This is a genomic window from Mycobacterium sp. FW102-FHT13B02 (genome assembly GCF_058790275.1).
On sequence record NZ_JBYTCM010000004.1, the window covers coordinates 107,730 to 130,751 of the forward strand.

Consider the following 23,022-nt stretch of genomic DNA (forward strand, 5'->3'; position numbering starts at 1 on the left):
AATAGGACGGGATCAGAGGGGTGCGGATACAGACGTGACAGCCTGTACCCGAACGGCTTTCACGTTGATCTGCTCTGGGTGGGGCAGCGCAGAACCCGGCAACGAGGCAGCCGCGCTGCCGTAGGCGACGGCCGTCTGGAGCCGTTCGGCCGGTGACGCACCGGCGATGGTCGCGGCGAGATAGCCCGCGAGCGACGCGTCACCCGCGCCGACAGTGCTGCGCGGGACGATCGATGGCGCGGTGGCAGCCCAGGTCCCGTCGTGGTCGACCAGGACCGCGCCTGCGCCGCCGAGGGTCACGAGCACGGTGCCGGCCCCACGGGCGACGAGTTGTTGCGCCGCGGAGACCACGGGCAGTGGATTGCCCTGGGCGGCAGCCTCTTCCAGTTCCGGGGCGGAGCGCCCGGTCAGCCACGCCAGTTCCTCGGAGTTGGGCTTGATCAGATCCGGCGCCGCGATGGAGAAGCCTTCGGCCAGCGCCGTCAGTGGACGTTCGGAGGTGTCCACCGCGACGCGGCAGGGTAGCACCGCGAGCCGGGCCACGACGTCGGCGTACCAATCATCAGGCACCCCCGGCGGGAGTGAGCCGGACAGCACCACCCAGGTGGCCCGGGTGGCGTGGTCGCAGACGGCGGCGGTCAGTGCCGCCAGGTCGGCGTCCGCCAGGTGGGCCCCGGGCTCGTTGAGTTTGGTTGTGGTGCCGTCATTTTCGGTGATGGTCAGATTGCTGCGCACGGTGCCGTGGATATCGATGTTGTGAAACGGCACCCCGTGGGTCCGCAGCCCCGCCAGGATCGGGTCGTGATCGGCGGCCGGCAGCAGCGCGACAGTGTCGATGCCGTTCTGCGTCAGCGCGCGAGATACGTTGACGCCCTTGCCTCCCGGTTCGGTGGAGATGGGGGTCAGCCGGTGCACGGCTCCCCTGGTCAGCGGTTCGTCGACGGTGAGGGTGCGGTCCAGGCTCGGGTTGAGGGTGACGGTGACGATCATGAGCGGGCCTCGGCGCAGATGACCTCGATGCCGGCGTCGACGAGCTGCCGGCGCGCATGGTCGCGGATGTCGTTGTCGGTGACGACGGTTCGCACCGCCGACAGCGGCGCGAAACTGATCAGGGCTTCGTGGCCGAACTTGCTCGAATCTGCCGTCACCACAACATGGTTGGCGCACTGGACCATGGCGCGCTTGATGGCGGCCTCGTCGCTGTCCGGGGTGGAGAAGCCGTGCCGGACGCTGATGCCGTTGGTGCCGACGAAGGCGACGTCGACGCGCAGGGAGTCCAGCGTCCGCAGGGCCTGCTCCCCCACCACCGCCTGGGTCAGGCTCCGGACCCGGCCGCCCAGTAGCTGCAGGGTGACCGTCGGGTTGGACGTCAGCTTCGACGCCGCGGGGATCGAGTTCGTGATGATCACGAGGTCGCGGTCGGCGGGGATGAGTTCGGCGATGCGCGCGGTCGTGGTGCCGGCGTCGATCAGCACCGTCCCGCCGGCGGCGGGTAGCAGCGCAGTCGCAGCGGCGGCAATCGCGGCCTTCTGCTGGGTCTGGGTGGAGTCGCGCTGGACCACGCCCTGCTCCACCAGGTGGAGCGTCCGGGCGGGTACCGCTCCTCCGTGCACGCGGCGGACAACGCCGGCCTTGTCCAGGACGTCGAGGTCGCGACGCACGGTTTCGGTGGTGACGTCGTAGGCCTCGGCCAGTTCGTTGACCGAGGCCCGGCCGTCGGCGAGGACTCGCGCGGCGATGGCTTGCTGCCGCTCTTCCGCGTACATGACCCTCCAGGCTTGTGGGAACGCATCCGAATCAATCTTTGTATTGTTTGTTTTACGCTTGGATATGTTGACTTGTCAACGGTTTTGAGTAACCTGGATCACATGAACGCGACATCTGTGAGCCCGTCGCCGCTGACGGTCGACGTCGAAACCAGCGGCCTTCCCGTTGTGTTGCGCGGGGTGCCCGCCGTCGGGGGAGTGCGGTACGCGCCCGTGCTGTGGCCGGGGGCGCGGCCTGCGCCTGAGGCCGATGACAACGTGATTGAACTGGGAGAACCGGAACGCGCGGGGGAGCGGGAGCGCTTCGCGGTGGCCTCGATGACGGTTGCGGAGCGCCTTCGGAACCGGGCTGCGCGCGCCACCGGAGCCGCTGCGGAGGTCCTGGCGACGACAGCGACCCTGGCGCAGGACCGGGCCTGGGCGGCGGCCACGGAAAAGCGGATCGCAGGCGGCCTGTCCGCGGTGCGGGCAGTGATGGCGACGGCGGACCAGTTCGTGGAGATGTTCACCCGAATGGGCGGACTGATGGCCGAGCGAGTTGCCGATCTCCGGGATATCCGGGATCGGGTGATCGCCGAACTGCGCGGACTCCCTGAGCCCGGGGTTCCGGTGCCGGACGTGCCGTCGGTGCTGTGTGCCGAGGATCTGGCGCCCGCCGACACCGCGGGGCTGGACCCGCGGCTGGTGGTCGCGTTGGTGACCAGCCTGGGTGGGCCGACCAGCCACACCGCGATCATCGCCCGTCAATTGGGCATCCCGTGCGTGGTCGCAGTCCAGGGTCTCGCGCAGGTGCAGCCGGGAACGATGGTGCTGGTGGACGGCACTCGCGGCACCGTGACGGTCGAGCCCGACGCGGGTGCGGCCGCCGAAGCGGTGGCGCACGCACGCCGTGAAGCCGATCTCGCCGACAGCTGGCAGGGCCCGGGGGTCACCGCCGACGGACACCGGGTGGCCGTGCTCGCCAATGTGCAGGACGGCGCCGCCGCGGACGCCGCAGCCGGTACCCCGGCGGAGGGCATCGGCCTCTTCCGGACCGAATTGTGCTTCCTGAACCGAGATCTCGAACCGAGCGTCGCCGAGCAGGCGCAGATCTACGGCGAGGTGCTGGCGGCGTTCCCGGAGCGCAAGGTGGTCGTGCGCACCCTGGATGCGGGCTCGGACAAGCCGCTGCGATTCGCCGGGCATCCCGATGAGGCCAATCCGGCGCTCGGGGTCCGCGGCATCCGGATCGCCCAGGGAAACCCGGACCTGCTGACACGCCAGCTCCAGGCGATCGCCGATGCGGCCGCGGCGACGGGCCAGCGCCCGTGGGTGATGGCACCCATGATCGCGACGCCGGCGGAAGCGAAAGCCTTTGCGGCGCAGGTTCGGTCCTTCGGTTTGAAGCCCGGCGTGATGATCGAGGTGCCCGCCGCCGCGCTGCTGGCCGATCGGATACTGCGGCACGTCGACTTCCTGTCGATCGGCACCAACGATCTGACGCAGTACACGATGGCCGCTGACCGGATGTCGGCCGACCTGGCGACACTGAGCGATCCGTGGCAACCGGCGGTGCTGGCGCTGGTGCATTCGGCGGCGCGGGCCGGCGCGGATCAGGGCAAGCCGGTCGGGGTGTGTGGCGAGGCGGCGGCCGACCCGGCGCTGGCGTGCGTGCTGGTCGGTTTGGGCGTCACGTCGTTGTCGACGGCGGCTGCCGCGGTGCGGGCGGTCGGCGCCGCGCTGGCCGGGGTGACGCTCGACCAATGCCGGTCCGCGGCGGACGCCGCCCTGGCGGCCGAGTCGTCGGACCTGGCGCGTAGCGCGGCCATTGCCGCCCTGGCGGCGCGCTGACCAGCACCGTCGTGATCAGGAATTAATCGGACCGTAGTCCGGTTATAGGTGGCATGCCCGCTATCACCGCTGACACGATCAGCTTGCCGCGTATTGCCCCCGCTGCGCCGAGCGATACAGAACGCCCGGTGCGGTCCATCACGACCGGCCCCCGTGGCTACGAGGGCGAAGGATTCCCGGTGGTCCGTGCCTTCGCCGGGGTCAGCCCGGCGGATCTCGACCCGTTCGTCCACCTGGACCAAATGGGTGAGGTCGAGTACGAGCCGGGCGAACCGAAAGGCACCGACTGGCACCCGCACCGCGGGTTCGAGACGGTGACCTACATGATCGACGGCCGCTTCGCGCACCAGGATTCGCATGGTGGCGGCGGGCTGATCACCGACGGCGCCACGCAGTGGATGACCGCGGGCTCGGGAATCCTGCACATCGAGACGCCACCGGCCGAACTCGTCGAGAGTGGCGGACTGTTCCACGGCCTGCAGCTGTGGGTGAACCTGCCCAAGAAAGACAAGTTCGCGGCGCCCCGGTACCAGGCCATCGAGGGCGCCGACGTCACCCTGTTGTCGTCCGACGACGGCGGCGCGCTGGTGCGCGTCATCGCCGGTGAGATGGACGCAGACCGCGATGGGATGTCGCCGCCGGAGCGGCTCCGGGGCCCGGGCGGCACGCACACGCCGATCACCATGGCGCACGCGACAATCGCCCCCGGCGCGCGACTTGACCTGCCGTGGAACCGCAAGTTCAACGCGCTGGTCTACATCCTGTCCGGACGCGGCACCGTCGGACCTGTCGGACACCCCATCCACCAGGGCCAGCTCGCGGTGCTCGGCCCGGGGGACCGGATCACCGTCGCTGCTGACGAGGGGCAGGACTCGAACCGGCCCGCGCTCGAGGTGCTGTTGCTCGGCGGCCAGCCGATCCGTGAACCGGTGTTCCACTACGGGCCGTTCGTCATGAACTCCAAGTCGGAGCTCATCGAGGCGTTCGAGGACTTCCAGTCCGGCAAGTTGGGCACGATCCCGCCGGATGCACTGAAGCCGCACCGGCCCGGGCGCTGATCACGCCGGCGATGCGTCCGGGTACAGCAGCTCCAGCTCGCCGAGGCTGGCGGCGACGGTCACCAGCGGCAGTGCGGCCTCGACCGACAAGGCTCCGCCCTCGGCCTCGGCGCGCAGGGCCAGGACGAAGTCGTCACTGATGGGGGCCAGCTCTGCGGTGTTCCGGTCTTCGGTACCCGAGATTCGGGCGCAGATAGCCGCGGTGTGCTGCTCGAGTACCGCGCGGGCGGCGCGATAGGGGGTCAGCGGCGGCGGCACGACGTCAGCGATGAGGTCGGCCGCCGCCCGCAACCGGACCGTCTGATTGGCGGCCCGGACCACCGGCGCCCGCAACTCCGTGGCTCCGCTGCTCTCCGAAAGGAAGTGGCGCACAGCGTCATCCACGGTCCGGGAGGCTGTCAGGGCGTCATAACTCAGGGCATGCACCCGGTCGGTGGCGGCCTCGGAGGCGCCGCGGGTCACCCGACGTACTGCCGCGGTCAGATAGCGCGTGCCCGCGGTCCGCGCCGAATCCAGCGTGCGCTGGACGACGGCCGCGGATCCTCGCGGCCACAGCAGCAGCGAAACGACGACGCCCACCGCAGCGCCGACCAGGACATTCTCGAACCTGATCAGTCCGACGCGCCAGCCGGCCGGGCTGATCAGGTTGTAGATGGTGAGCACCAGCATGGTGAACATCGCCTGGCCCGCCACGAACGAAAACACATCGGGCACATACGCAGAACCGAACGCCACGATCGGCAGGACGAACCACAGCAGCACAGGGTTCGCCCCGATCAGGTGGATCACCACGGTGCCGAGGAGAAATCCGATCGCGGTGCCGCCGACGGCGCGCACCACGCGGGTCCCGGTGGTCAGCGCGCTGCGGCGCAGTACCGACAGTGATGCCATGGCGATCCAGAATCCGTGCTGGAGCGGAAACACGTGGACGACGGCCACCGCCACGGCAAGCCCGATTCCGGTGCGAAGGCTGTTCTGCACCACCACCGCTCGCGTCGCGACGAATCCCGACGGGATGGCCGACATGGCCTGGGATTCGGACAACACCCGGTCGAGGTTCCCGGAGGACGGCAGTCGTCGACCCAGTACGCGGGCCCAGACCGGGCGGGCGTCGGCATCGGCGGCGAACCCGATGACCCGGCCCGTCGCCCCGACGCAGGCAGAGAATGTCCTCAGCCGCAACAATTTTCGCCCCGTCGCGACGGCCAGCAGATCATCGGGTTCGGCGCGGATCAGTTCGATGTCCTCGCGATAGCGCCCGCGGGTCGCCGCCCGATGTTCGGTCAGGGCCTCGGCCAGGTCGGCGCGGTAGCGGTCGCGGCCCTCGGCCCGCGGGGTGCTGAGCACCCGGGCACAGTCGTTCAGTACTCGGATGGCCGGGCCGCGGGTCTCGGCCAGCAGCGAACCGGTGGCGTCGGTGGCGCGGTCGCACAGCCAGCGCAGGTCGTCCACCACCCGGACCAGGGCGCGGCTACCCGCGGTCAGCCCGACCGGACGGAAGTCGGCGCCGAGGAAGTTGTCACCCAGCACCTCCATCGCATCCGAGAGCTCCTGAGCTGTCGCGGACCCCTCGAGCCGGGCCGCCAGCAGCCGGCATACCTGTGCAGCGTGCTTGCGCAGGTCGTCGTGATGAGTCGGCGGCAGCAGGAACAGTGCTGCCGGTACGGCAATGGTCCAGGCGACGGCCCAGCCGAGCAGCCGGTCCGGGACAGGGCCTACCGGAGTACACACCGGCAGCACGAACGTCATCAGCGTGGCGCGCTGACCAGCGGCGATGATTTCACTGAGGACGCCGGAGAACGTCACCAGCACCCCGACGGCGAACATCGCCGGCACCGCCAGCCACGGGTGCGGGGACAGCAGCGTGCCCAGGGTGATCAGTACCGTGCCGTTGAAACCGAGCCCGGCGTAGGCCACGGCCCGCGCCGCGCGGTTGCCGGGAAAATCGACCACGACCAGCAGTGCGACCGCGCCGAAGATCGCGAACATGGTCGTCTGCGCCGTGCTGCCGACGGCGGTTCCGACCGCCAATCCGATGACGGCGACGAGTGGCAGCACCAGACCGGCGCGGGTGGCTCGGCGCAGGGCGTCGTGTTCGGGGTCGCCGTCTCGCGGCCGCGCGAGCAGCTGCTGCCAGCGCACCGCCAGCGACTCTCGCGACACCACGCCCGCCATGGCGCCCAACATTAATTTGGCTGACACGGTCGCGCGCCGGCAACTGATGTGTGCCGGGCTCGGCCGGTTGCCGTCACCGGTGATCGAGGGTCGTTCCTGGCCGGGCTACGGATCGGGGCCGGGCCACGGCCATGAACCTCGCTCGGTGCAGCAATCGATCGTTGGCAGGGTTGCAAGTTTGCTGGACGAAGCCATTCCGGGCGCCGTGCTTCACATACGAGCAGGGCCGGGCCGAGATCTATGGCACAATTTGACGATGCCGTACATCGCCACCCGAGGTCCGGGTCGCCCTCCAGCGGCGAAGGCGGCCGAAACCCGTGAGCGCATCCTGCGCGCCGCACGCGAGGTTTTCAGTGAACTCGGTTATGACGCAGCAACATTCCAAGCCATCGCCATCCGCGCGGATCTGACGCGCCCAGCGATCAATCATTACTTCGCGAACAAGCGGGTGCTCTACGGCGAGGTCCTCGATCAGACCAACGCCATGGTGGTTGCCGCCGGCCGTCGCCGGGCCGAGGAGGAGACCACCTTCATCCGGCGGCTGTCCTCATTCTTCATCGCCGCCATCCAAGCTGACTCCGAGGACCGTTCGGCTGCCGCATTTCTGGTGACCTCGATCCTCGAAGCGCAGCGACATCCCGAATTGCGCCAGGAGGAGCACGACGCGCTCGTCGCCTCCCGTGAGTTCGTGACGTGGGCCGTGACCGACGCCATCGCACGCGGTGAACTGGCCGTGGACACCGAGGTGGCCACCGTGGTGGAGATGCTGATCGCCGTGATGTGGGGGATGGGCTTCTATGCCGGGTATGTCGGCAGTCACCAGGAGCTGACGGCCGTCATCGAGCGGCTCGAACTATTGCTCGCCAACAAGCTGTGGCAGGTTACTGAATAGACCGGCGGCAGCTGGTACATCTAGAACATGGGCAGCGAACGCTCCGGCGACGACACCTGGGATATCGCAAGCAGTGTTGGCGCGACGGCGGTGATGGTGGCTGCCGCGCGGGCCGGGGAAACCGAACGCGACGACGCGTTGATCCGTGATCCGTTCGCGAAGATCCTGGTCGCCGGCGCCGGCACCGGAGTGTGGGAGACGATCCTCGACTCCGACTTCAACGACAGGATGGCCGACGCTGATCCCGAGGTCGCGGCGGTGCTCGAGCACATGGGCAACTACCAGGCGGTGCGCACGCATTTCTTCGACGCGTACTTCGCCGACGCCGCCATGGCCGGCATCCGCCAGGTGGTGATACTGGCGTCCGGGCTGGACTCCCGTGCCTACCGACTGAACTGGCCGGCCGGCACCACGGTTTTCGAGATCGACCAACCCAAGGTGCTGGAGTACAAGGACCAGACCTTGAGGGCGCATGGCGCGACGCCCGCCGCGGCGCTGCACCAACTGCCGATCGATCTGCGCAACGACTGGCCGAAAGCGTTGCGGGACGCGGGTTTTGATGAGTCGGCACCGACCGCCTGGCTGGCGGAAGGGCTGCTGATGTACCTGCCGGCCGACGCGCAGGACCGCCTCTTCGAGAACATCACCGCGTTGAGTGCGCCGGGTAGCCGCATCTCGGTCGAGACGGTCGGCGAGCACGCCGCCGAACGCCGGCAGCGGATGCGGGACCGGTTCGACAAGCTCGCCGGGCAGTTCGGCATCGGCCAGACCATCAACGTGCAGGACCTGATGTACGAGGACCCCGAGCGGTCCGACGTCGCCGAGTGGCTCGACGCGCACGGCTGGTCGTCCACCTCGGTCACCTCGCAGGACGAGATGCGCCGCTTGAACCGCTGGGTGCAGGTCGATACCGCTGATGACAAGGCGTTTTCCACCTTCGTGACCGCATGTAAGAGCTGACCCTGAGCGGTTGACTCTTCAAACCAACCGGCTGGTTGGTTAGGATTCCGGTGTTGCCTGGCTCACGTAAGGACGTACTCATGACCCTTGAATCAGCTGTATCTGTCGGCCGAACGGCTGCTGACATCCCGGCTGTCGTGGCCGGTCTTCGCAAGACCTACGCCACCGGGCGCACCCGTGACCTGCAGTGGCGCAAGCGTCAGTTGCTCGCACTGGCCCAGGCCATGGAAGAGAACGAGACCGCCATCGCCAAGGCGCTCGAGGCCGATCTGGGCCGCAAGCCCTTCGAGGCGTGGCTCGCGGACAGCGTCGGCACCATCGCCGAGGCCAAGGACGCGGCCAAGAACCTGCACAAGTGGGCGAAACGTCGCTACCGTCTGCTGGAGCGCTCGCAGCTGCCCGGCCGCGGCTGGGTGGAGTACGAGCCCTACGGCACGGTGCTGATCATCGGCGCCTGGAACTTCCCGTTCTACCTCACGCTCGGGCCGCTGGTCGGCGCGCTCGCCGCGGGAAACACCGTGGTACTCAAGCCATCTGAGTTCGCCCCGGCCTCGTCGCGGCTGATGGCCGAGCTGGTGGAGAAGTACCTGGACACCGACGCCGTCACCGTGGTGGAGGGCGACGGCATGGTCAGCCAGGAACTGATCGCGCAGGGCCTGGACCGCATCATGTTCACCGGCGGTACCGAGATCGGCAAGAAGATCATGGCGGCGGCCGCGCAGCACCTGACGCCGGTGACGCTCGAACTCGGCGGCAAGAGCCCCGTGATCGTCGCCGCCGACGCGGACATCGACGTCGCCGCCAAGCGCATCGCCTTCGCCAAGGTGGTCAACTCTGGCCAGATCTGCGTCGCACCGGACTATGTGGTGGCGGAGAAGCCCATCCGCGATGAGCTGGTCACCAAGATTCGCGATGCCATCGTGGCCTTCACCGCCGATGACCCCGACGGCCTGCCGATCGTCAGTGAGCGGCAGTTCAACCGGCTCAGCAGCTATCTCGGCACGGGCGGGGACGTCGTCACCGGCGGCGGCACCAACCCGGCCCGGCTCACCATGCAGCCGACCGTGGTGGTCGACCCGCCGCTGGACGCGCCGGTGATGACCGACGAGATTTTCGGGCCCATCCTGCCGGTGATCACCGTCGACTCGCTCGACGACGCCATCGCGTTCGTCAACGCCCGGCCCAAGCCGCTGGCCGCCTACCTGTTCACCAAGGCCAAAGCCATCCGTGAGCGCTTCATCCGCGAGGTGCCGGCCGGCGGCATGCTGGTCAACCACCTGATCTTCCAGGTGTCGACGGCTCGTCTGCCGTTCGGCGGCGTCGGCCCCTCCGGCATGGGCGCCTACCACGGCCGGTACGGCTTCCTGGAGTTCAGCCACGCCAAGTCGGTGATGACCAAGCCGACTCGGCCCGACCTCGGACAGCTCATCTACCCGCCGTACACCGACCGGGCGTGGAAGATCGCGCGCAAGTTCTTCTAGGCCGTTCGACGCTAGACCGACCCGACGATGCGGCGGCTGATCGGCCGCCGTATACACAAAGGGGTGCCCACTCCGGTGGGCTGTCCCGTTGCCCTTCCACGAGAGGAAACCCATGCCCGGAGTGCAGGATCGCGTCATTGTCGTCACTGGTGCCGGTGGCGGCCTGGGCCGTGAATACGCGCTGACGCTGGCCCGCGAAGGCGCCTGCGTCGTGGTCAACGACCTCGGCGGCGCGCGCGATGGCACCGGTGCCGGCCACAACATGGCCGACCAGGTCGTCGAGGAGATCAAGGCCGCCGGCGGCCGCGCTGTCGCCAACTACGACAGCGTCGCCGAGCCCGAGGGTGGCGAGAACATCGTCAAGACGGCCCTCGAGGCGTTCGGAAAGATCGACGGCGTGGTGTCCAACGCGGGCATCCTGCGTGACGGCACCTTCCACAAGATGACCACCGAGCAGTGGGACATCGTGCTCAAGGTGCACCTGTACGGCGGGTACAACGTGATCCGCGCCGCGTGGCCGCACTTCCGCGAGCAGAGCTTCGGCCGTGTTGTCGTCGCCACCTCCACCAGCGGTCTGTTCGGCAACTTCGGCCAGGCCAACTACGGCGCGGCCAAGCTGGGTCTGGTCGGTCTGATCAACACGCTGGCCCAGGAAGGCGCCAAGTACAACATCAAGCTGAATGCCATCGCGCCGATTGCCGCGACCCGCATGACGCAGGACATCGTGCCGCCTGAGGTCTTCGCGAAGCTGTCGCCGGAGTACGTCGCACCGGTGGTGGCCTACCTGATGACCGAGGAACTGCCCGACACCGATTCGATCTTCATCGTCGGCGGCGGCAAGGTGCAGCGCACCGCGCTGTTCCAGAACGAGGGCATCACCTTCGGCGACGTGCCGTCAGTGGACGACATCGCCGCCAAGTGGGGCGAGATCACCGACCTCTCGGCCGCCAAGGTCGCGTCGTTCGCGCTCGGCTGATAGGTGAAAGCGCTTGTCGCGCAGTCGCTGACGGGCCCTTCGGGCCTTGCCTACACCGATATCGATGACGTCGCGGATCCTTCGGGCAATGCGGTCGTCATCGATGTCGGCGCGGCCGGCATCTGCTTTCCCGACCTGCTGCTGCTCCGTGGCGAGTACCAGCTGAAGCTGCCGCCGGGGTTCACCCCGGGTATGGAGGTGGCCGGTACCGTCCGGTCGGCGCCCGATGGCTCCGGTTTCGTTGCCGGTCAGCGGGTTTCGGCGTTCACCATGATGGGCGGCTATGCGCAGCGGGCGCTGGCGCTGCCGGACTCGGTGATCCCGACGCCCGACGGTCTCGATGATGCGGCTGCTGTCTGCCTGCTGGGCAACTACTACACCATGTACTTCGCGCTGGCCCGCCGCGGCGGACTGCGGGCGGGGGAGACGGTGTTGGTGCTCGGCTCGGCCGGCGGCATCGGAGTGGCGGCCATCCAGATCGCAAAGGCCATGGGCGCCAAGGTGATTGCCATGGTGCACCGCGTCGAGGCGACGGATTTCGTGGCTTCCGTCGGCGCCGACGTGGTGCTGCCGTTGACCGACGCGTGGCGCGACGCCGCACTGGTGGCCACCGACGGTCGGGGAGCGGACCTGGTGGTCGACCCGGTCGGCGGCGACGCCTTCGATGATGCGATTCGGGTGCTGGCTCCCGAAGGCCGGTTGCTTGTCCTGGGTTTCGCTGCCGGACAAGGTATTCCGTCGGTGAAGGTGAACCGCCTGTTGCTGCGCAACATCAGCGTGGTGGGCGTCGGGTACGGCGAGTTCATCCGCCAGGTGCCCGGTTCGGCCGTGGAGGTCGGCGCTGGACTGGCGAAGCTGGTCGAGGCCGGTCTGCGGCCGCCGGAGCCCATGCGCTTTCCCTTGTCCGACGGTGCAGCCGCCCTGCAAGCGTTGGCCGACGGGAAGATTCACGGCAAGGCTGTCCTGGAACCCTGATCGTGAACACCTTGGGAACGGTGCTCGTCGCGCTGGTCATCGCGATCGGTCTGGTCGGCATCCTGGTGCCGGTGCTACCCGGCGGGCTCCTCGTGTTCCTGGCGATCGCGGTGTGGGCGATAGCCGTCCACGCCGCGACGTCCTGGGTGGTGCTCGGCGTCGCGGCGGCGTTGTTCCTGGCGGGTGAGATCATCAAGTACCTCTGGCCGATGCGCCGGATGCGTCGGGCCGAGGTGTCCGCCCGCAGCCTCGTCGTCGGTGGAATCCTGGGTGTCATCGGCTTTTTCGTGATCCCGGTGCTGGGGCTCGCCCTTGGCTTCGTGCTGGGGGTATACCTGTGCGAGTACTCGGCGCTGCGGGACACGACCCGGGCGTGGACGTCGACCAAGCACGCCATCAAGGGCGTCGCCCTGGCGATGGGAGTGGAGTTCACCGCCGCGCTGCTGGCTGCGGGGGTATGGGTGACAGGATTGGTGGTGGGTAGTTGACTGCAGGAAAACGGACTCTGGACTCGTCGGCCGGCGAGCTACTTCTGCACACCGGCGTCACCGGCACCGCGGCCCGGATGGGACACCGGTTGACCATCGCGATGCGATCATGGTCGGCGACGGTGGATGTGGACGGGGACGAACCGACCGCGGCCACGGTGACCGTCGAACTGAACTCTCTGGACGTGCTGACGGGCGAGGGCGGCATGACGCCGTTGTCTGGCGCAGAGAAGACGTTGATCCGTATCAATGCGCTGAAAACGTTGCAGGCCAAGCGCTTTCCGCAGGCGAAGTTCCGCTCGTCATCGATCGAACGCAGCGGCGACTCGTGGCAGCTCATCGGGACCCTGGACCTCAGCGGCCAGAGCCACGAGCAGACCGTTGTCGTTCAGGTGGTGCAGGACGGCGCGGACCTGCGGATCACCGGTGAGGCGGTGGTACGGCACAGCGACCATCGCATCAAGCAGTATTCGATGTTGATGGGCGCGATGAAAGTGGCAGACGAGGTTCGGGTGGCACTCACTGCGCGCACTTAGTTGTCCGTGCAGCTACTAGCCACGCAAGACACTCCGCAACCGCGCCAGCTGCTCATCGGTAACGCCAATGGCGGCAAGGTAATTCGCCTGCGAACCGTAGTCGGCCGCCACGACCCCGAGCGCTGCGTCCAGGTACTCCTCGCGGACGCCGAGCACCTCTTCGGTGAGCCGGGCCTCGGCGAACGTGACGACCTCGGCCGTCTGCCCGGCCCGGGTGCGGATGGTCTCCAGGATGCCCTCCCGCAGCTGCGGCACCGCGTCGTTGCTGCGCAGGAAATCGGTGAGGATCGCGTCGCGCTCCACCCCGACGGCACCCAGCACCGTCGCAACCGTGAACCCGGTGCGATCCTTGCCGGCGAAACAGTGCGCGATCACCGGGCGGGAGTCGGCGAGCATCGAAATCACCTGGCGTATTGCGAGATGCGCGCCCGGCAGGGTGGGGAAGCGGCGGTACTCCTCGACCATGAAGCGACCGGCGGCCGCGGCGACGTCCTCGTCGTCGGGCTTCGTCGTCATCATCTTCTCGAAGGCGTTCTCGTGCGGCGCCTCACCGCCGTCGGTTCCGGCGGCGGCCAACTCGTGGAACGGCAGCAGATGGACAGCGACGCCGTCGGGTACCTGGCCGGGGCCGCGGCGCTCGACCTCGTGTAGCGACCGAAGGTCGGCGACATCGGTGATGCCGTAGTGCTGCAACGCTTTACGGCCGTCTTCGGCCAGTCCGCTCAGCTCGCTGGAGCGGAACAACCGGCCGGGAGCGATGCCCGTCTCCTCGGCGACATCGCGGAAGTTCCAGGCGCCGGCGAGTTCCAAGCCAGTCGATCGCATCAGCGACCCAACGCCGCGGCCGCCAGTGCCGACTTCTCTCGGCCGAGTTCGGCGCGGGCGATGGTGCGCATGTGCACCTCGTCAGGCCCGTCGAACAACCGCATCGCCCGGTGCCAGGCGTAGAGCCGGGCCAGCGGCACGTCATCGCAGATTCCGGCGGCGCCGTGCACCTGGATGGCGCGATCGATCACGTCGCAAGCGACCTGCGGGGCCACCGACTTGATCTGCGACACCAGCACATGCGCGGCTTTGTTGCCCTGCTGGTCGATGGTCCAGGCGGCCTTCTCACATAAGAGCCTGGCTTGATCTATCGCGTTGCGCGACTTGGCAATCGACTCACGCACCACGCCCTGCTCGGCCAGCGGCTTGCCGAATGCCACGCGCGTGGACACCCGGTCGATCATCAGGGCCAGGGCACGCTCGGCGGCACCGAGGGCGCGCATGCAATGGTGGATGCGGCCCGGCCCCAGCCGGGCCTGCGCGATGGCGAAACCGGAGCCTTCTTCGTGCAGCAGGTTCTCCGCCGGGACGCGGACGTTGTCGAAGACGATCTCGCAGTGCCCGTGCTGGTCCTGCCAGCCGAACACCGGCAGCGACCGCTGAATATCCACACCGGGGGTATCAGCGGGCACCAGGATCATCGACTGCTGGGCGTGCGACGCCGCATCGGGATTGGTGCGGCCCATGACGATCAGGATCTTGCAGCGCGGGTCGGCAGCCCCGGTGATCCACCACTTGCGGCCGTTGATGACGTAGTCGCCGCCGTCGCGCAGCATCGTCGTCTCGATGTTGCGGGCATCCGAGGACGCCACGGCCGGCTCAGTCATGGCGAAGGCGCTGCGGATTTCACCATTCAGGAGGGGTTCGAGCCACTGCTTGCGCTGCTGCTCGTTGGCGAATAGGTGCAGCGTCTCCATGTTGCCCGTGTCCGGCGCCGCGCAGTTGATGGCCTCGGGGGCGATCTCCATGCTCCAACCGGAAATCTCGGCCAGCGGGGCGTACTCCAGGTTGGTCAGCCCGGACTCCGAGGGCAGGAACAGATTCCACAGGCCACGTTTGCGCGCCTCGATCTTGAGCTCCTCGACCACCGGCGGCACTGTGTGGTCCTTCGGGCCCTTCTCCTCGCGATAAGCGTGGTAAGCGGCCTCGGCGGGGAGCACGAGCTCGGTCATGAACTCGGTGAGCCTGTGCTGGTAATCCTGCGCTTTTGCCGACAACGCGAAGTCCATGACCGCCACGATATGCCACTTGTCTAACGATGTGACGGGCGGTCGGTGACGCAGCGGCCAGTGCCGTGCGCGACGACGGATTCCCTCCCCGCGACGACTTCGGGGAGGGAATCCGGGCTTTGGGTCGGTCAGCGGACCTGGCCGGGCATCAGGGTGGCCACGCGGTAGATGCCGCGGTGCCACAGCACGCCCGGCAGCGGCGTGCCGGCCGGCGGCGCGGTGATCGACGGGGTGGCGACGATGTGCGGCGGACGGACGTCCGGTCCGAGAGTGGTGGCACCGGCGGCGCCGGCCAGGCCGAGTGCCGAGCCCCCCAGGATGCCGGCGGCGATGATCGAGAAGCCGAAGGTGCGGGCGGTGCTGCTCATCTGAATTCTCCTGTGTGAGTATGCTTTTGGTGTGTTGCCCCGGTGTGTTCCGGTGATGACTCAAGAGTGCCCCGACGCGACCTCTGCCGGTATCGGGTAATCGGCCCAGTTCCCGGAGGATTCACGTGTCCCCTGATCGGGGGACACGTGGCCGTCAATTCGCGATCGGCGTTACTTTTCGCTGGTCGCCGTGCGACGCTGGCGGCATGACCGACGAACGGGTTCGCGTGGTGGTGGGCGACGACCACCCGATGTTTCGCGACGGCGTCGTCCGTGCGCTGACGGCGAGTGGCTCCATCGAGGTGCTGGCCGAAGCGGACGACGGGACGTCGGCGCTGGCGGCGATCCGTACACACAAGCCTCAGGTCGCCCTGCTGGACTACCGCATGCCCGGCATGGACGGCGCCGAGGTGGCGGCGGCGGTGCGCCGCGACGGACTGCCGACCCGGGTACTGCTGCTGTCCGCCCACGACGAGGCCGAGATCGTGTACCGGGCCCTGCAGGACGGCGCGGCCGGTTTCCTGCCGAAAGAGTCGACCCGCAGTGAGCTCGTCAACGCGATCCTCGAATGCGCGAAGGGCCGCGACGTCGTCGCACCCAGCCTGGCCGCCGGGCTGGCCGGTGAGATCCGGCGCCGGGCCGAGCCCGATGCCCCGGCGCTCAGTCCGCGCGAACGCGAGGTGCTGCAGCTGATCGCCAAGGGCGCGACCATCCCGGCCATGGCCAAGGAGCTGTACCTGGCGCCGTCGACGGTGAAGACCCATGTGCAGCGGCTGTACGAGAAGCTCGGAGTCGGGGACCGCGCGGCGGCCGTGGCCGAGGCGATGCGTCGGAAGCTGCTGGACTGACGTGAGCCCGACACTCCGCAGGATCGGCGAGTACCTGGCCGCCGAGCCGGTGCGGATATCCGCAGGGCTGCGGCTGCCGCTGATCGCGCTGATCGGCGTCCTGGTGTGGATCTGGGAGGTCGACCACTGGCTGCCGGAGGTGTACGCGGCGATCCTGGGGCTGTACGCAATCGCGGCGGTGATCTGGCTGGTGGCAGTGCTGCGCGGCCCGGTGCCGAGGTGGGCGGACTGGGCGTCCACCGGCATCGACCTGGTGGTGATCCTCGCGCTGTGCCTGGTGTCCGGCGGCGCGACCGCGGCCTTGCTGCCGGTGTTCTTCCTGTTACCGATCTCGGTCGCGTTCCAGGACCGGCCCGTGATGACCGCGGCGATCGGCACCTTGACGGCCACGGGCTATCTGGCGGTGTGGATCTTCTATTCCAAGCACGACGACCGCATGGGCTTGCCGAACATGGTCTACACCCACTTCGGGTTCCTGATCTGGCTCGCCGTCGCCACCACGGTGTTGTGCTTTGTCCTGGTGCGACGCCAGGAGCGCGTGCAGGCCCTGCAGGAGGTTCGGCGCCAACTCGTGTCCGAGGCCATGCAGTCCGACGAGCGGCACAACCGGGAAGTGGCCGACGGGCTGCACGACGGCCCGTTGCAGACCCTGCTGGCGGCCCGTCTGCAGCTGGATGAAATCCGGGAACGCACGCCCGGCCCGGAACTCGACGCGGTGTACGCGGCGCTGGAAGACACCGCGGCGGCACTGCGCTCGACGGTCACCGAACTGCACCCGCAGGTGCTCGCCCAGCTCGGCCTCACGCCGGCTATGCGGGAACTGTTGCGGCAGTCCGAGTCTCGCTACCGGGTGGACGTGCGGGCCGACCTCGAGGACGTCGGCAAGCCCGATTCGCAGCAACTGCTGTACCGGGCGGCCCGCGAGCTGCTCACCAACATCGGCAAGCATGCGCAAGCCACGTCGGTGTGGGTGCGGCTGGGTCGTATCGGCGATCGCGTCGTCCTGACGGTGTCCGATGACGGCGTCGGCTTCGATCCGGCCGTGGTGGCCCGGTACGTGGCCGACGGGCACGTCGGACTGGGCTCGCTGCTGGCGCGGTTGGAAGCGATGGGTGGTTCGATGGTCGTCGACTCCGCCGATGGCGGTACCCGCGTCACGGTCACCTCGCCCCCTGAGCGCGAGCAATCGCCCCCAGTTCGGAGATGATTCATCGCTGGCGGAGGGGTCGCGGCGGTAGCGTCACGCCATGAAACTGCGCATCCTGGTGGGCCTGCTCGTCGCGGCGGCGGTGGCGTTGGCCGTGAACGCAGTGGTCGTCGCACACACCAGCCGGGCTGCGGAGCCCTTCGCCGGCGGCCACGTCCTGAAACTCGACGGCCCCGACCTCAATGTCCGCGAGTACGGGCCACCAGGCGATCGGGCAATCGTGCTGCTGCACGGGTATTCGGCCTCCATCGAATGGTGGGATAAAGTCGCCCCGGCGCTGGCCGCCCGTCAGCGCGTGATCGCCGTCGACCTCGTCGGCCACGGTGGTTCTGAGGCACCGACCGATGCGGCGCCGTACCACGCCGACGGCCAGGCCGAGGCCGTCCACCGCGCACTGGAGGCGTTGGGTGTCCGGCATGCCGAACTGGTGGGGCATTCCATGGGCGGCAAGGTGGCTGCCGAGTTCGCCACCAAGTACCCGGAAATGGTTGAGCGCGTGGCAGTTTCCGATACGCCCGCGGGGGAGGACCTGGTCGCGATGCCACTGCTCGGCAGGATGCTGTGCTGGCCCGTCATCGGACCCGCACTGGACCGCTTCCGGGACGTCGACGCGATCAGTGAGAGCTCGCTGCAGACCGGCTTCGCCGCCGACTATCCCGTCCCGCCGTTGGCGTACCGCTCCTTGAAGCAGCTGACCTACGCAGGCGTGTGCGACTCCAAGGAAGCCGGCCGCCCCGTCGCCGAGACGCTGAAGGGGCTGGGTAAACCCGTGCTGGTGCTCTGGGGTGACAAGGACGTCTTGACCCCGACAGCGCCAAATGTCGCGCGCTATACCGCGGCGGGCTTGCCGCCACACCTCATCGCCGGTTCGGGGCACAGCCCCATGGTCGAGAAGCCTGACCAATTCCTCGCGGCGATAACCGATTTCGTCCGCTGATAGCGTCCGCGACACTGACGTTCTGCGCGCGACACGCCGGGTGCGTTGTGCGCAACGTCGATCTCGGGCGTGAGTCAAGGTTGCCAACCCCGCTCCCGCAACGCACTGCGCACGGCGTGCACGATGTCGTCCGAACGGTCTTCCTTGACAACGCGAATCACTTTCCAGCCCAACGCATCCAGCTTCGGGCCAGTCCGAAGATCCTTTATGTACTGGGCACGATCGGTACGGTGCTGGTCCCCGTCGTACTCGGCGGCGACCAGGTATCGGTCCCACCCCATATCGAGCCTGCGCACGAATCGGCCACGCTCGTCAACCACGACGATCTGCGTGTCGGGCTGCGGTAGGCCGGCGTCGACAAGGAGTAGCCGCAGGCGGGTCTCCCTCGGTGAGGCGGCACCGCCGTCGATCAGCGGGAGCGCGGCCCGGAGTCGACGGAGCCCGCGTGCACCCGCATGCCGCTTCGCGAGCAACTGGACGTCCTCGATGCTGAACGGCTGTGCGGCCATGAGCGCATCCAGACGAGCGATGGCGTCATTTCGAGGCAGTTGTCGGGCCAGGTCGTATGCCGTCCGCGCGAGCGTGGTGACACGAGTACCTGCCACGGTGGTCATCTCGTCTGGCGCAAGGGCGTCGCGGCGCACGACCAGTCCGCGTTGGGCGCGCCCAGTCGTGATCACCTCGATGGGGAGGTCCGGATCGACCCACTTTGCGCCGTGTAGGGCGGAGGCCGCGACTCCACCGATCACGGCAGCGGGTGCCGCCAAAGAGACCGCGGCAAGGCGGTCCGCCAATGTCGGCTCTACTCCGGCTGGCAGATACACACCACGCTGGATTGGCTGGTAGTGCCTCGCGAGCTCCCGCCGGCTGAGGAAGCCCGCAGAGAGCGCGTCGCGGGCACGGAACACTTCCCCCATGCCCTGGTACGACGGCTAGGGTCGGCGTCCGGTTCCATGCGTGCTCGCGACACTGACGTTCTGCGCGCGACACGCCGTCGCCGGCGTGCCGAATGTCAACCTCGCAGAGTTCGCTACAGCGCGGCCAGGATGTCGTTGACGCGGTCGCGGGCGTCGCCGAACAGCATCTGGGTGTTCTCGCGGAAGAACAGCGGGTTCTGCACGCCCGCGTAGCCCGAGGCCATGGAGCGCTTGAACACGATGACGTTGTCGGCGTTCCACACCGTCAGCACCGGCATGCCGGCGATCGGGCTGCCCGGGTCCTCGGACGCGGCCGGGTTGACGGTGTCGTTGGCGCCGATCACCAAAACGACTGCGGTGTCATCGAAGTCGTCGTTGATCTCGTCCATCTCGAGCACGATGTCGTAGGGCACCTTGGCCTCGGCGAGCAGCACGTTCATGTGGCCGGGCAGACGACCGGCGACGGGGTGGATACCGAAGCGGACGTTGACGCCCTTGTCGCGCAGCTTGCGGGTCAGGTCGGCCACGCCGTACTGCGCCTGGGCGACGGCCATGCCGTAACCCGGGGTGATGATGACGGTGTCCGCCGAGCCCAGCAGCTCTGCGGCGCCTTCGGCGGTGATCTCGCGGTGCTCGCCGTAGTCCTTGTCCTCGGCCGGGCCGGCCTCGATGCCGAAGCCACCGGCGATGACGGAGATGAACGACCGGTTCATGGCCTTGCACATGATGTAGGACAGGTAGGCACCGGAGGAGCCGACGAGCGCGCCGGTGATGATCAGCAGGTCGTTCGAGAGCAGGAAGCCCGAGGCGGCCGCGGCCCAACCGGAGTAGCTGTTGAGCATCGACACCACGACGGGCATGTCGCCACCGCCGATGGAGGCGACCAGGTGCCAGCCGAGCAGCAGGGCCAGGACCGTGACGCCGACCAGCAGCCACAGGTTCGGCGAGATGCAGAACCACACGGTCAGCGCGACGAACAGCACCAGCGAGCCGACGTTGAGGAAGTTCTTGCCCGGCAGCATCAGCGGCGCGGACTTGATCTTGGCCGAGAGCTTCAGGTTGGCCACGATCGAACCGGTGAAGGTCACGGCACCGATGAACACACCGATGAAGACCTCGGCCGAATGAATCCCCAGCATGCCCTCTTTGGCCAGCTCGAGCGCGCCCTGGCCGTTCGGGTCGAACTCGGCGTGCAGGTAGCCACTCCAGCCGACCAGCACGGCGGCCAGACCGACGAACGAGTGCAGCAGCGCGATCAGTTCGGGCATGCCGGTCATCTCGACGACCTTGGCGCGCCACAGACCGATGGCAGCACCGACGGCCATGGCGCCGATCAGCAGCGCCAGGCCCAGGGGCTCGATGTGCTTGTTGATGGCCAGGACGATGGTGGCGACCAGCGCCACGCCCATGCCGGCCATGCCGAAGGCGTTACCGGCCTTGGAGGTCTCGTGCTTGGACAGGCCGGCCAGAGCGAGGATGAACAACAGGGCAGCGACGACGTAGGCCGCGTTCGCCACGTTGGTGATGGTTTCTGCGTTGAACATGAATCCGTTCCAAAGGTTCTGAGGTCAGCAGGCTCTAGCTGCGGGAGAACATGGCCAGCATGCGGCGGGTCACCGCGAAGCCGCCGAAGACGTTGATGCTGGCGAGCAGAATCGCGACGCCGGCCAGGGCGGTGATCGGGGTGTTGTGATGCCCGATCTGCAGCAGGGCGCCGACCACGATGATTCCGGAGATCGCGTTGGTCACCGACATCAGCGGGGTGTGCAGCGCGTGGTGCACGTGCCCGATCACGTAGTAGCCGATGACGATCGCCAGCGCGAACACCGTCAGGTGGACCTGCAGGGCAGCTGGGGAGGCGGCGATCAGCGCGAACAGCACGGCCGCGGCGCCGAAGGTGATGCCCAGACGACGCTGCGTCGACATCGGCTCCTTGATCTTCGACACCACGGGAGCGGCGGCAGCGGCTGCGGCCGGAGCGGCGGAGACCTGCACCGGTGGCGGCGGCCAGGTGATCTCACCGTCGCGCACGACGGTCACGCCGCGCTGCACCACGTCGTCGAAGTCGAGGACGACCTGGCCGTCCTTCTCCGGGGTGAGCAGCTTGAGCAGGTTGACCAGGTTGGTGCCGTACAGCTGGGAGGCCTGCGCGGGCAGGCGGCCGGCCAGGTCGGTGTAGCCGATGATGGTCACGCCATTGTCGGTGACTACCGCCTGGTCCTTGACAGTGCCCTCGACGTTGCCGCCGTTGGCCGCGGCCATGTCGACTATCACCGAACCGGGCTTCATCGAGGCAACCATCTCCCCGGTGATGATCCGCGGCGCGGGACGGCCCGGGATCAGCGCGGTCGTGATGATGATGTCGACGTCCTTGCACTGCTCGGCGTACAGCTGCGCCTCGCGTGCCTTGTAGTCGTCGTCCATCTCTTTGGCGTAGCCGGTGGCGGACACCTCGGCGGCCTCGTTGGCGACGGACAGGTACTCCCCGCCGAGGGAGGCGACCTGGTCGGCGACCTCAGGGCGCGGGTCTGTGGCGCGCACGATGGCGCCCAGCGATCCGGCGGCGCCGATCGCGGCCAGGCCCGCCACGCCGGCGCCGACGACGAGGACCTTGGCCGGGGGAACCTTGCCGGCCGCGGTGACCTGGCCGGTGAAGAACCGCCCAAAAGCGTGGGCGGCCTCGACGACGGCGCGGTAGCCGGCGATGTTGGCCATCGAGGACAGCACATCCAGGGACTGGGCGCGCGAGATACGCGGCACCGCGTCCATGGCCAGCACGGTGATCGGGCGGGTGGCGAGCTTTTCGACCAGTTCCGGCTTCAAAGCGGGGGAGATGAGCGAGACCAGGGTGGCGCCGTCCTTGAGGGCGGCGATCTCACCGTCGTCAGGCGCGTTGACCTTCAAAACGATGTCCGCGTACAGCGCCTCGGCGGAAGAGCCGATACTGGCCCCGGCCTCTACATAGGCGGCGTCGGCAAAACTGGAGGCGGCACCCGCGCCAGATTCGACCACTACCGAATAGCCGAGCTTGATCAGCTGCCCGACAGTTGCAGGAGTGGCGGCAACCCGCGTCTCACCAGCCAGAGACTCGCGGGGAATCCCGATGATCATCGAATTCGATCCGATCTGTGTTGGTTTGCTTGCAAGAGTCTCCCCCATCCAGGTCTGGACGGTGCCCTTGCCCCCTATACCAGTTAGCAATCGCTCATAAATTAGCAGTCGCTCATAACCCGACCAAAAATCCACTGCGGGGCGTTGCCGGGGATATGTCTACGGGACGGCGGCGATTTGGTACAGCAAAATTCCGACCGGTGAGACGGCACGCGCCGAGACACCGGTCGGTGGGGTGAAATTCAGCGGCGGTTAGACCGGGGGGTACGCCGGGGGCGGGTATACGCCGCGCAGGCCCCACGGGACCCAGTTGAAGAAGTACTCGATCTCGTCGCTCGCGTCGTAATCCGGACTCGGATCCATCAGTACCTCCAACCGACAAGCTTGTTACTCGTGAGCTTAGCTGCTGGAGCTGGCGAGTGAGTGGCGGATCGGCTGTGGAC

Annotated in this window: 22 protein-coding genes; 12 read left to right on the forward strand and 10 right to left on the reverse strand. The window is 68.0% G+C overall.

Going from position 1 to position 23,022, the window contains the following annotated elements:
- Positions 1-12: 12 nt before the first annotated feature.
- Together pfkB and AC3WTE_RS08630 are read right to left on the reverse strand one after the other, a co-directional pair.
- The gene (pfkB, locus tag AC3WTE_RS08625) at positions 13-990 is read right to left on the reverse strand and encodes a 1-phosphofructokinase (RefSeq protein ID WP_492436962.1); all 978 of its coding nucleotides are present in this window, start codon (positions 988-990) and stop codon (positions 13-15) included.
- Complete coding sequence (locus AC3WTE_RS08630; RefSeq protein ID WP_492436963.1) at positions 987-1,766, reverse strand: DeoR/GlpR family DNA-binding transcription regulator; 780 nt, start codon at positions 1,764-1,766, stop codon at positions 987-989. Before AC3WTE_RS08630 ends, pfkB begins: the two co-directional genes overlap by 4 nt.
- Positions 1,767-1,868: 102 nt before the next feature.
- On the opposite strand from AC3WTE_RS08630, the gene ptsP reads away from it, so the two are divergent.
- Together ptsP and AC3WTE_RS08640 are read left to right on the forward strand one after the other, a co-directional pair.
- Positions 1,869-3,596, forward strand: a complete 1,728-nt coding sequence (ptsP, locus tag AC3WTE_RS08635) for a phosphoenolpyruvate--protein phosphotransferase (protein ID WP_492436964.1) — start codon at positions 1,869-1,871, stop codon at positions 3,594-3,596.
- A 53-nt stretch (positions 3,597-3,649) separates the two neighbouring features.
- Positions 3,650-4,654, forward strand: coding sequence for a pirin family protein (locus tag AC3WTE_RS08640; RefSeq protein ID WP_492436965.1), 1,005 nt, complete (start codon positions 3,650-3,652; stop codon positions 4,652-4,654).
- Here AC3WTE_RS08640 and AC3WTE_RS08645 read toward each other — a convergent pair whose 3' ends face one another.
- The gene (locus AC3WTE_RS08645; RefSeq protein ID WP_492437339.1) at positions 4,655-6,841 is read right to left on the reverse strand and encodes an FUSC family protein; all 2,187 of its coding nucleotides are present in this window, start codon (positions 6,839-6,841) and stop codon (positions 4,655-4,657) included.
- A gap of 244 nt (positions 6,842-7,085) precedes the next feature.
- On the opposite strand from AC3WTE_RS08645, the gene AC3WTE_RS08650 reads away from it, so the two are divergent.
- From AC3WTE_RS08650 to AC3WTE_RS08680, 7 genes are all read left to right on the forward strand, one after another.
- Positions 7,086-7,721, forward strand: a complete 636-nt coding sequence (locus tag AC3WTE_RS08650; protein WP_492436966.1) for a TetR/AcrR family transcriptional regulator — start codon at positions 7,086-7,088, stop codon at positions 7,719-7,721.
- Between the two features lie 27 nt (positions 7,722-7,748).
- Entirely contained in the window at positions 7,749-8,681 is a 933-nt protein-coding gene (locus AC3WTE_RS08655) for a class I SAM-dependent methyltransferase (RefSeq protein ID WP_492436968.1), read from the forward strand.
- 80 nt (positions 8,682-8,761) lie between these two features.
- Positions 8,762-10,162, forward strand: coding sequence for an aldehyde dehydrogenase family protein (locus tag AC3WTE_RS08660; RefSeq protein WP_492436970.1), 1,401 nt, complete (start codon positions 8,762-8,764; stop codon positions 10,160-10,162).
- A gap of 112 nt (positions 10,163-10,274) precedes the next feature.
- Positions 10,275-11,138, forward strand: a complete 864-nt coding sequence (locus AC3WTE_RS08665) for an SDR family oxidoreductase (protein WP_492436972.1) — start codon at positions 10,275-10,277, stop codon at positions 11,136-11,138.
- Positions 11,139-11,141: 3 nt separating this feature from the next.
- A complete protein-coding gene (locus AC3WTE_RS08670; RefSeq protein WP_492436974.1) occupies positions 11,142-12,113 on the forward strand; it encodes an NADPH:quinone oxidoreductase family protein in 972 nt (323 codons plus the stop codon).
- 2 nt (positions 12,114-12,115) lie between these two features.
- Entirely contained in the window at positions 12,116-12,601 is a 486-nt protein-coding gene (locus tag AC3WTE_RS08675; protein WP_492436975.1) for a DUF456 domain-containing protein, read from the forward strand.
- The gene (locus AC3WTE_RS08680) at positions 12,598-13,137 is read left to right on the forward strand and encodes a YceI family protein (RefSeq protein ID WP_492436977.1); all 540 of its coding nucleotides are present in this window, start codon (positions 12,598-12,600) and stop codon (positions 13,135-13,137) included. Before AC3WTE_RS08675 ends, AC3WTE_RS08680 begins: the two co-directional genes overlap by 4 nt.
- Positions 13,138-13,152: 15 nt before the next feature.
- Here AC3WTE_RS08680 and AC3WTE_RS08685 read toward each other — a convergent pair whose 3' ends face one another.
- The 3 genes from AC3WTE_RS08685 to AC3WTE_RS08695 all read right to left on the reverse strand — a co-directional run bounded on the left by AC3WTE_RS08685 (position 13,153) and on the right by AC3WTE_RS08695 (position 15,559).
- Entirely contained in the window at positions 13,153-13,962 is an 810-nt protein-coding gene (locus tag AC3WTE_RS08685; RefSeq protein WP_492436979.1) for a tyrosine-protein phosphatase, read from the reverse strand.
- Entirely contained in the window at positions 13,962-15,179 is a 1,218-nt protein-coding gene (locus tag AC3WTE_RS08690; RefSeq protein ID WP_492437340.1) for an acyl-CoA dehydrogenase family protein, read from the reverse strand. The genes AC3WTE_RS08685 and AC3WTE_RS08690 overlap by 1 nt, the downstream gene beginning before the upstream one ends.
- Before the next feature lie 140 nt (positions 15,180-15,319).
- On the reverse strand, positions 15,320-15,559 hold the full coding sequence (locus AC3WTE_RS08695; RefSeq protein WP_492436981.1) for a hypothetical protein: 240 nt from the start codon (positions 15,557-15,559) through the stop codon (positions 15,320-15,322).
- A gap of 206 nt (positions 15,560-15,765) precedes the next feature.
- On the opposite strand from AC3WTE_RS08695, the gene AC3WTE_RS08700 reads away from it, so the two are divergent.
- From AC3WTE_RS08700 to AC3WTE_RS08710, 3 genes are read left to right on the forward strand one after another with little or no spacing between them, the layout of a single operon-like run.
- The gene (locus AC3WTE_RS08700; protein WP_492436982.1) at positions 15,766-16,407 is read left to right on the forward strand and encodes a response regulator; all 642 of its coding nucleotides are present in this window, start codon (positions 15,766-15,768) and stop codon (positions 16,405-16,407) included.
- 1 nt (position 16,408) lies between these two features.
- Entirely contained in the window at positions 16,409-17,614 is a 1,206-nt protein-coding gene (locus AC3WTE_RS08705) for a sensor histidine kinase (protein ID WP_492436984.1), read from the forward strand.
- A 40-nt stretch (positions 17,615-17,654) separates the two neighbouring features.
- On the forward strand, positions 17,655-18,551 hold the full coding sequence (locus tag AC3WTE_RS08710) for an alpha/beta fold hydrolase (RefSeq protein WP_492436985.1): 897 nt from the start codon (positions 17,655-17,657) through the stop codon (positions 18,549-18,551).
- Positions 18,552-18,625: 74 nt separating this feature from the next.
- Here AC3WTE_RS08710 and AC3WTE_RS08715 read toward each other — a convergent pair whose 3' ends face one another.
- The 4 genes from AC3WTE_RS08715 to AC3WTE_RS08730 form a co-directional block, all read right to left on the reverse strand.
- On the reverse strand, positions 18,626-19,468 hold the full coding sequence (locus AC3WTE_RS08715) for a type IV toxin-antitoxin system AbiEi family antitoxin (protein WP_492436987.1): 843 nt from the start codon (positions 19,466-19,468) through the stop codon (positions 18,626-18,628).
- Positions 19,469-19,581: 113 nt separating this feature from the next.
- Positions 19,582-21,012 carry a Re/Si-specific NAD(P)(+) transhydrogenase subunit beta gene (gene pntB / locus AC3WTE_RS08720; protein ID WP_492436989.1) on the reverse strand — a complete coding sequence of 477 codons (1,431 nt, stop codon included), beginning with the start codon at positions 21,010-21,012 and terminating at the stop codon, positions 19,582-19,584.
- Positions 21,013-21,046: 34 nt separating this feature from the next.
- Positions 21,047-22,579: a Re/Si-specific NAD(P)(+) transhydrogenase subunit alpha gene (locus tag AC3WTE_RS08725; protein ID WP_492436991.1), complete on the reverse strand. Its 1,533-nt coding sequence runs from the start codon at positions 22,577-22,579 to the stop codon at positions 21,047-21,049.
- 252 nt (positions 22,580-22,831) lie between these two features.
- On the reverse strand, positions 22,832-22,945 hold the full coding sequence (locus AC3WTE_RS08730) for a hypothetical protein (RefSeq protein ID WP_492437341.1): 114 nt from the start codon (positions 22,943-22,945) through the stop codon (positions 22,832-22,834).
- Positions 22,946-23,022 lie beyond the last annotated feature (77 nt).

Coding starts and splice junctions, on each gene's coding strand:
- AC3WTE_RS08685 (WP_492436979.1), bottom strand. CDS start 13,962: ATGCGATCGACTGGCTTGGAACTCGCCGGCGCCTGGAACTTCCGCGAT.
- ptsP (WP_492436964.1), top strand. CDS start 1,869: ATGAACGCGACATCTGTGAGCCCGTCGCCGCTGACGGTCGACGTCGAA.
- AC3WTE_RS08660 (WP_492436970.1), top strand. CDS start 8,762: ATGACCCTTGAATCAGCTGTATCTGTCGGCCGAACGGCTGCTGACATC.
- AC3WTE_RS08710 (WP_492436985.1), top strand. CDS start 17,655: ATGAAACTGCGCATCCTGGTGGGCCTGCTCGTCGCGGCGGCGGTGGCG.
- AC3WTE_RS08650 (WP_492436966.1), top strand. CDS start 7,086: ATGCCGTACATCGCCACCCGAGGTCCGGGTCGCCCTCCAGCGGCGAAG.
- AC3WTE_RS08715 (WP_492436987.1), bottom strand. CDS start 19,468: ATGGGGGAAGTGTTCCGTGCCCGCGACGCGCTCTCTGCGGGCTTCCTC.
- AC3WTE_RS08665 (WP_492436972.1), top strand. CDS start 10,275: ATGCCCGGAGTGCAGGATCGCGTCATTGTCGTCACTGGTGCCGGTGGC.
- AC3WTE_RS08700 (WP_492436982.1), top strand. CDS start 15,766: ATGACCGACGAACGGGTTCGCGTGGTGGTGGGCGACGACCACCCGATG.
- AC3WTE_RS08695 (WP_492436981.1), bottom strand. CDS start 15,559: ATGAGCAGCACCGCCCGCACCTTCGGCTTCTCGATCATCGCCGCCGGC.
- AC3WTE_RS08655 (WP_492436968.1), top strand. CDS start 7,749: ATGGGCAGCGAACGCTCCGGCGACGACACCTGGGATATCGCAAGCAGT.
- AC3WTE_RS08640 (WP_492436965.1), top strand. CDS start 3,650: ATGCCCGCTATCACCGCTGACACGATCAGCTTGCCGCGTATTGCCCCC.
- AC3WTE_RS08645 (WP_492437339.1), bottom strand. CDS start 6,841: ATGTTGGGCGCCATGGCGGGCGTGGTGTCGCGAGAGTCGCTGGCGGTG.
- pntB (WP_492436989.1), bottom strand. CDS start 21,012: ATGTTCAACGCAGAAACCATCACCAACGTGGCGAACGCGGCCTACGTC.
- pfkB (WP_492436962.1), bottom strand. CDS start 990: ATGATCGTCACCGTCACCCTCAACCCGAGCCTGGACCGCACCCTCACC.
- AC3WTE_RS08725 (WP_492436991.1), bottom strand. CDS start 22,579: ATGATCATCGGGATTCCCCGCGAGTCTCTGGCTGGTGAGACGCGGGTT.
- AC3WTE_RS08630 (WP_492436963.1), bottom strand. CDS start 1,766: ATGTACGCGGAAGAGCGGCAGCAAGCCATCGCCGCGCGAGTCCTCGCC.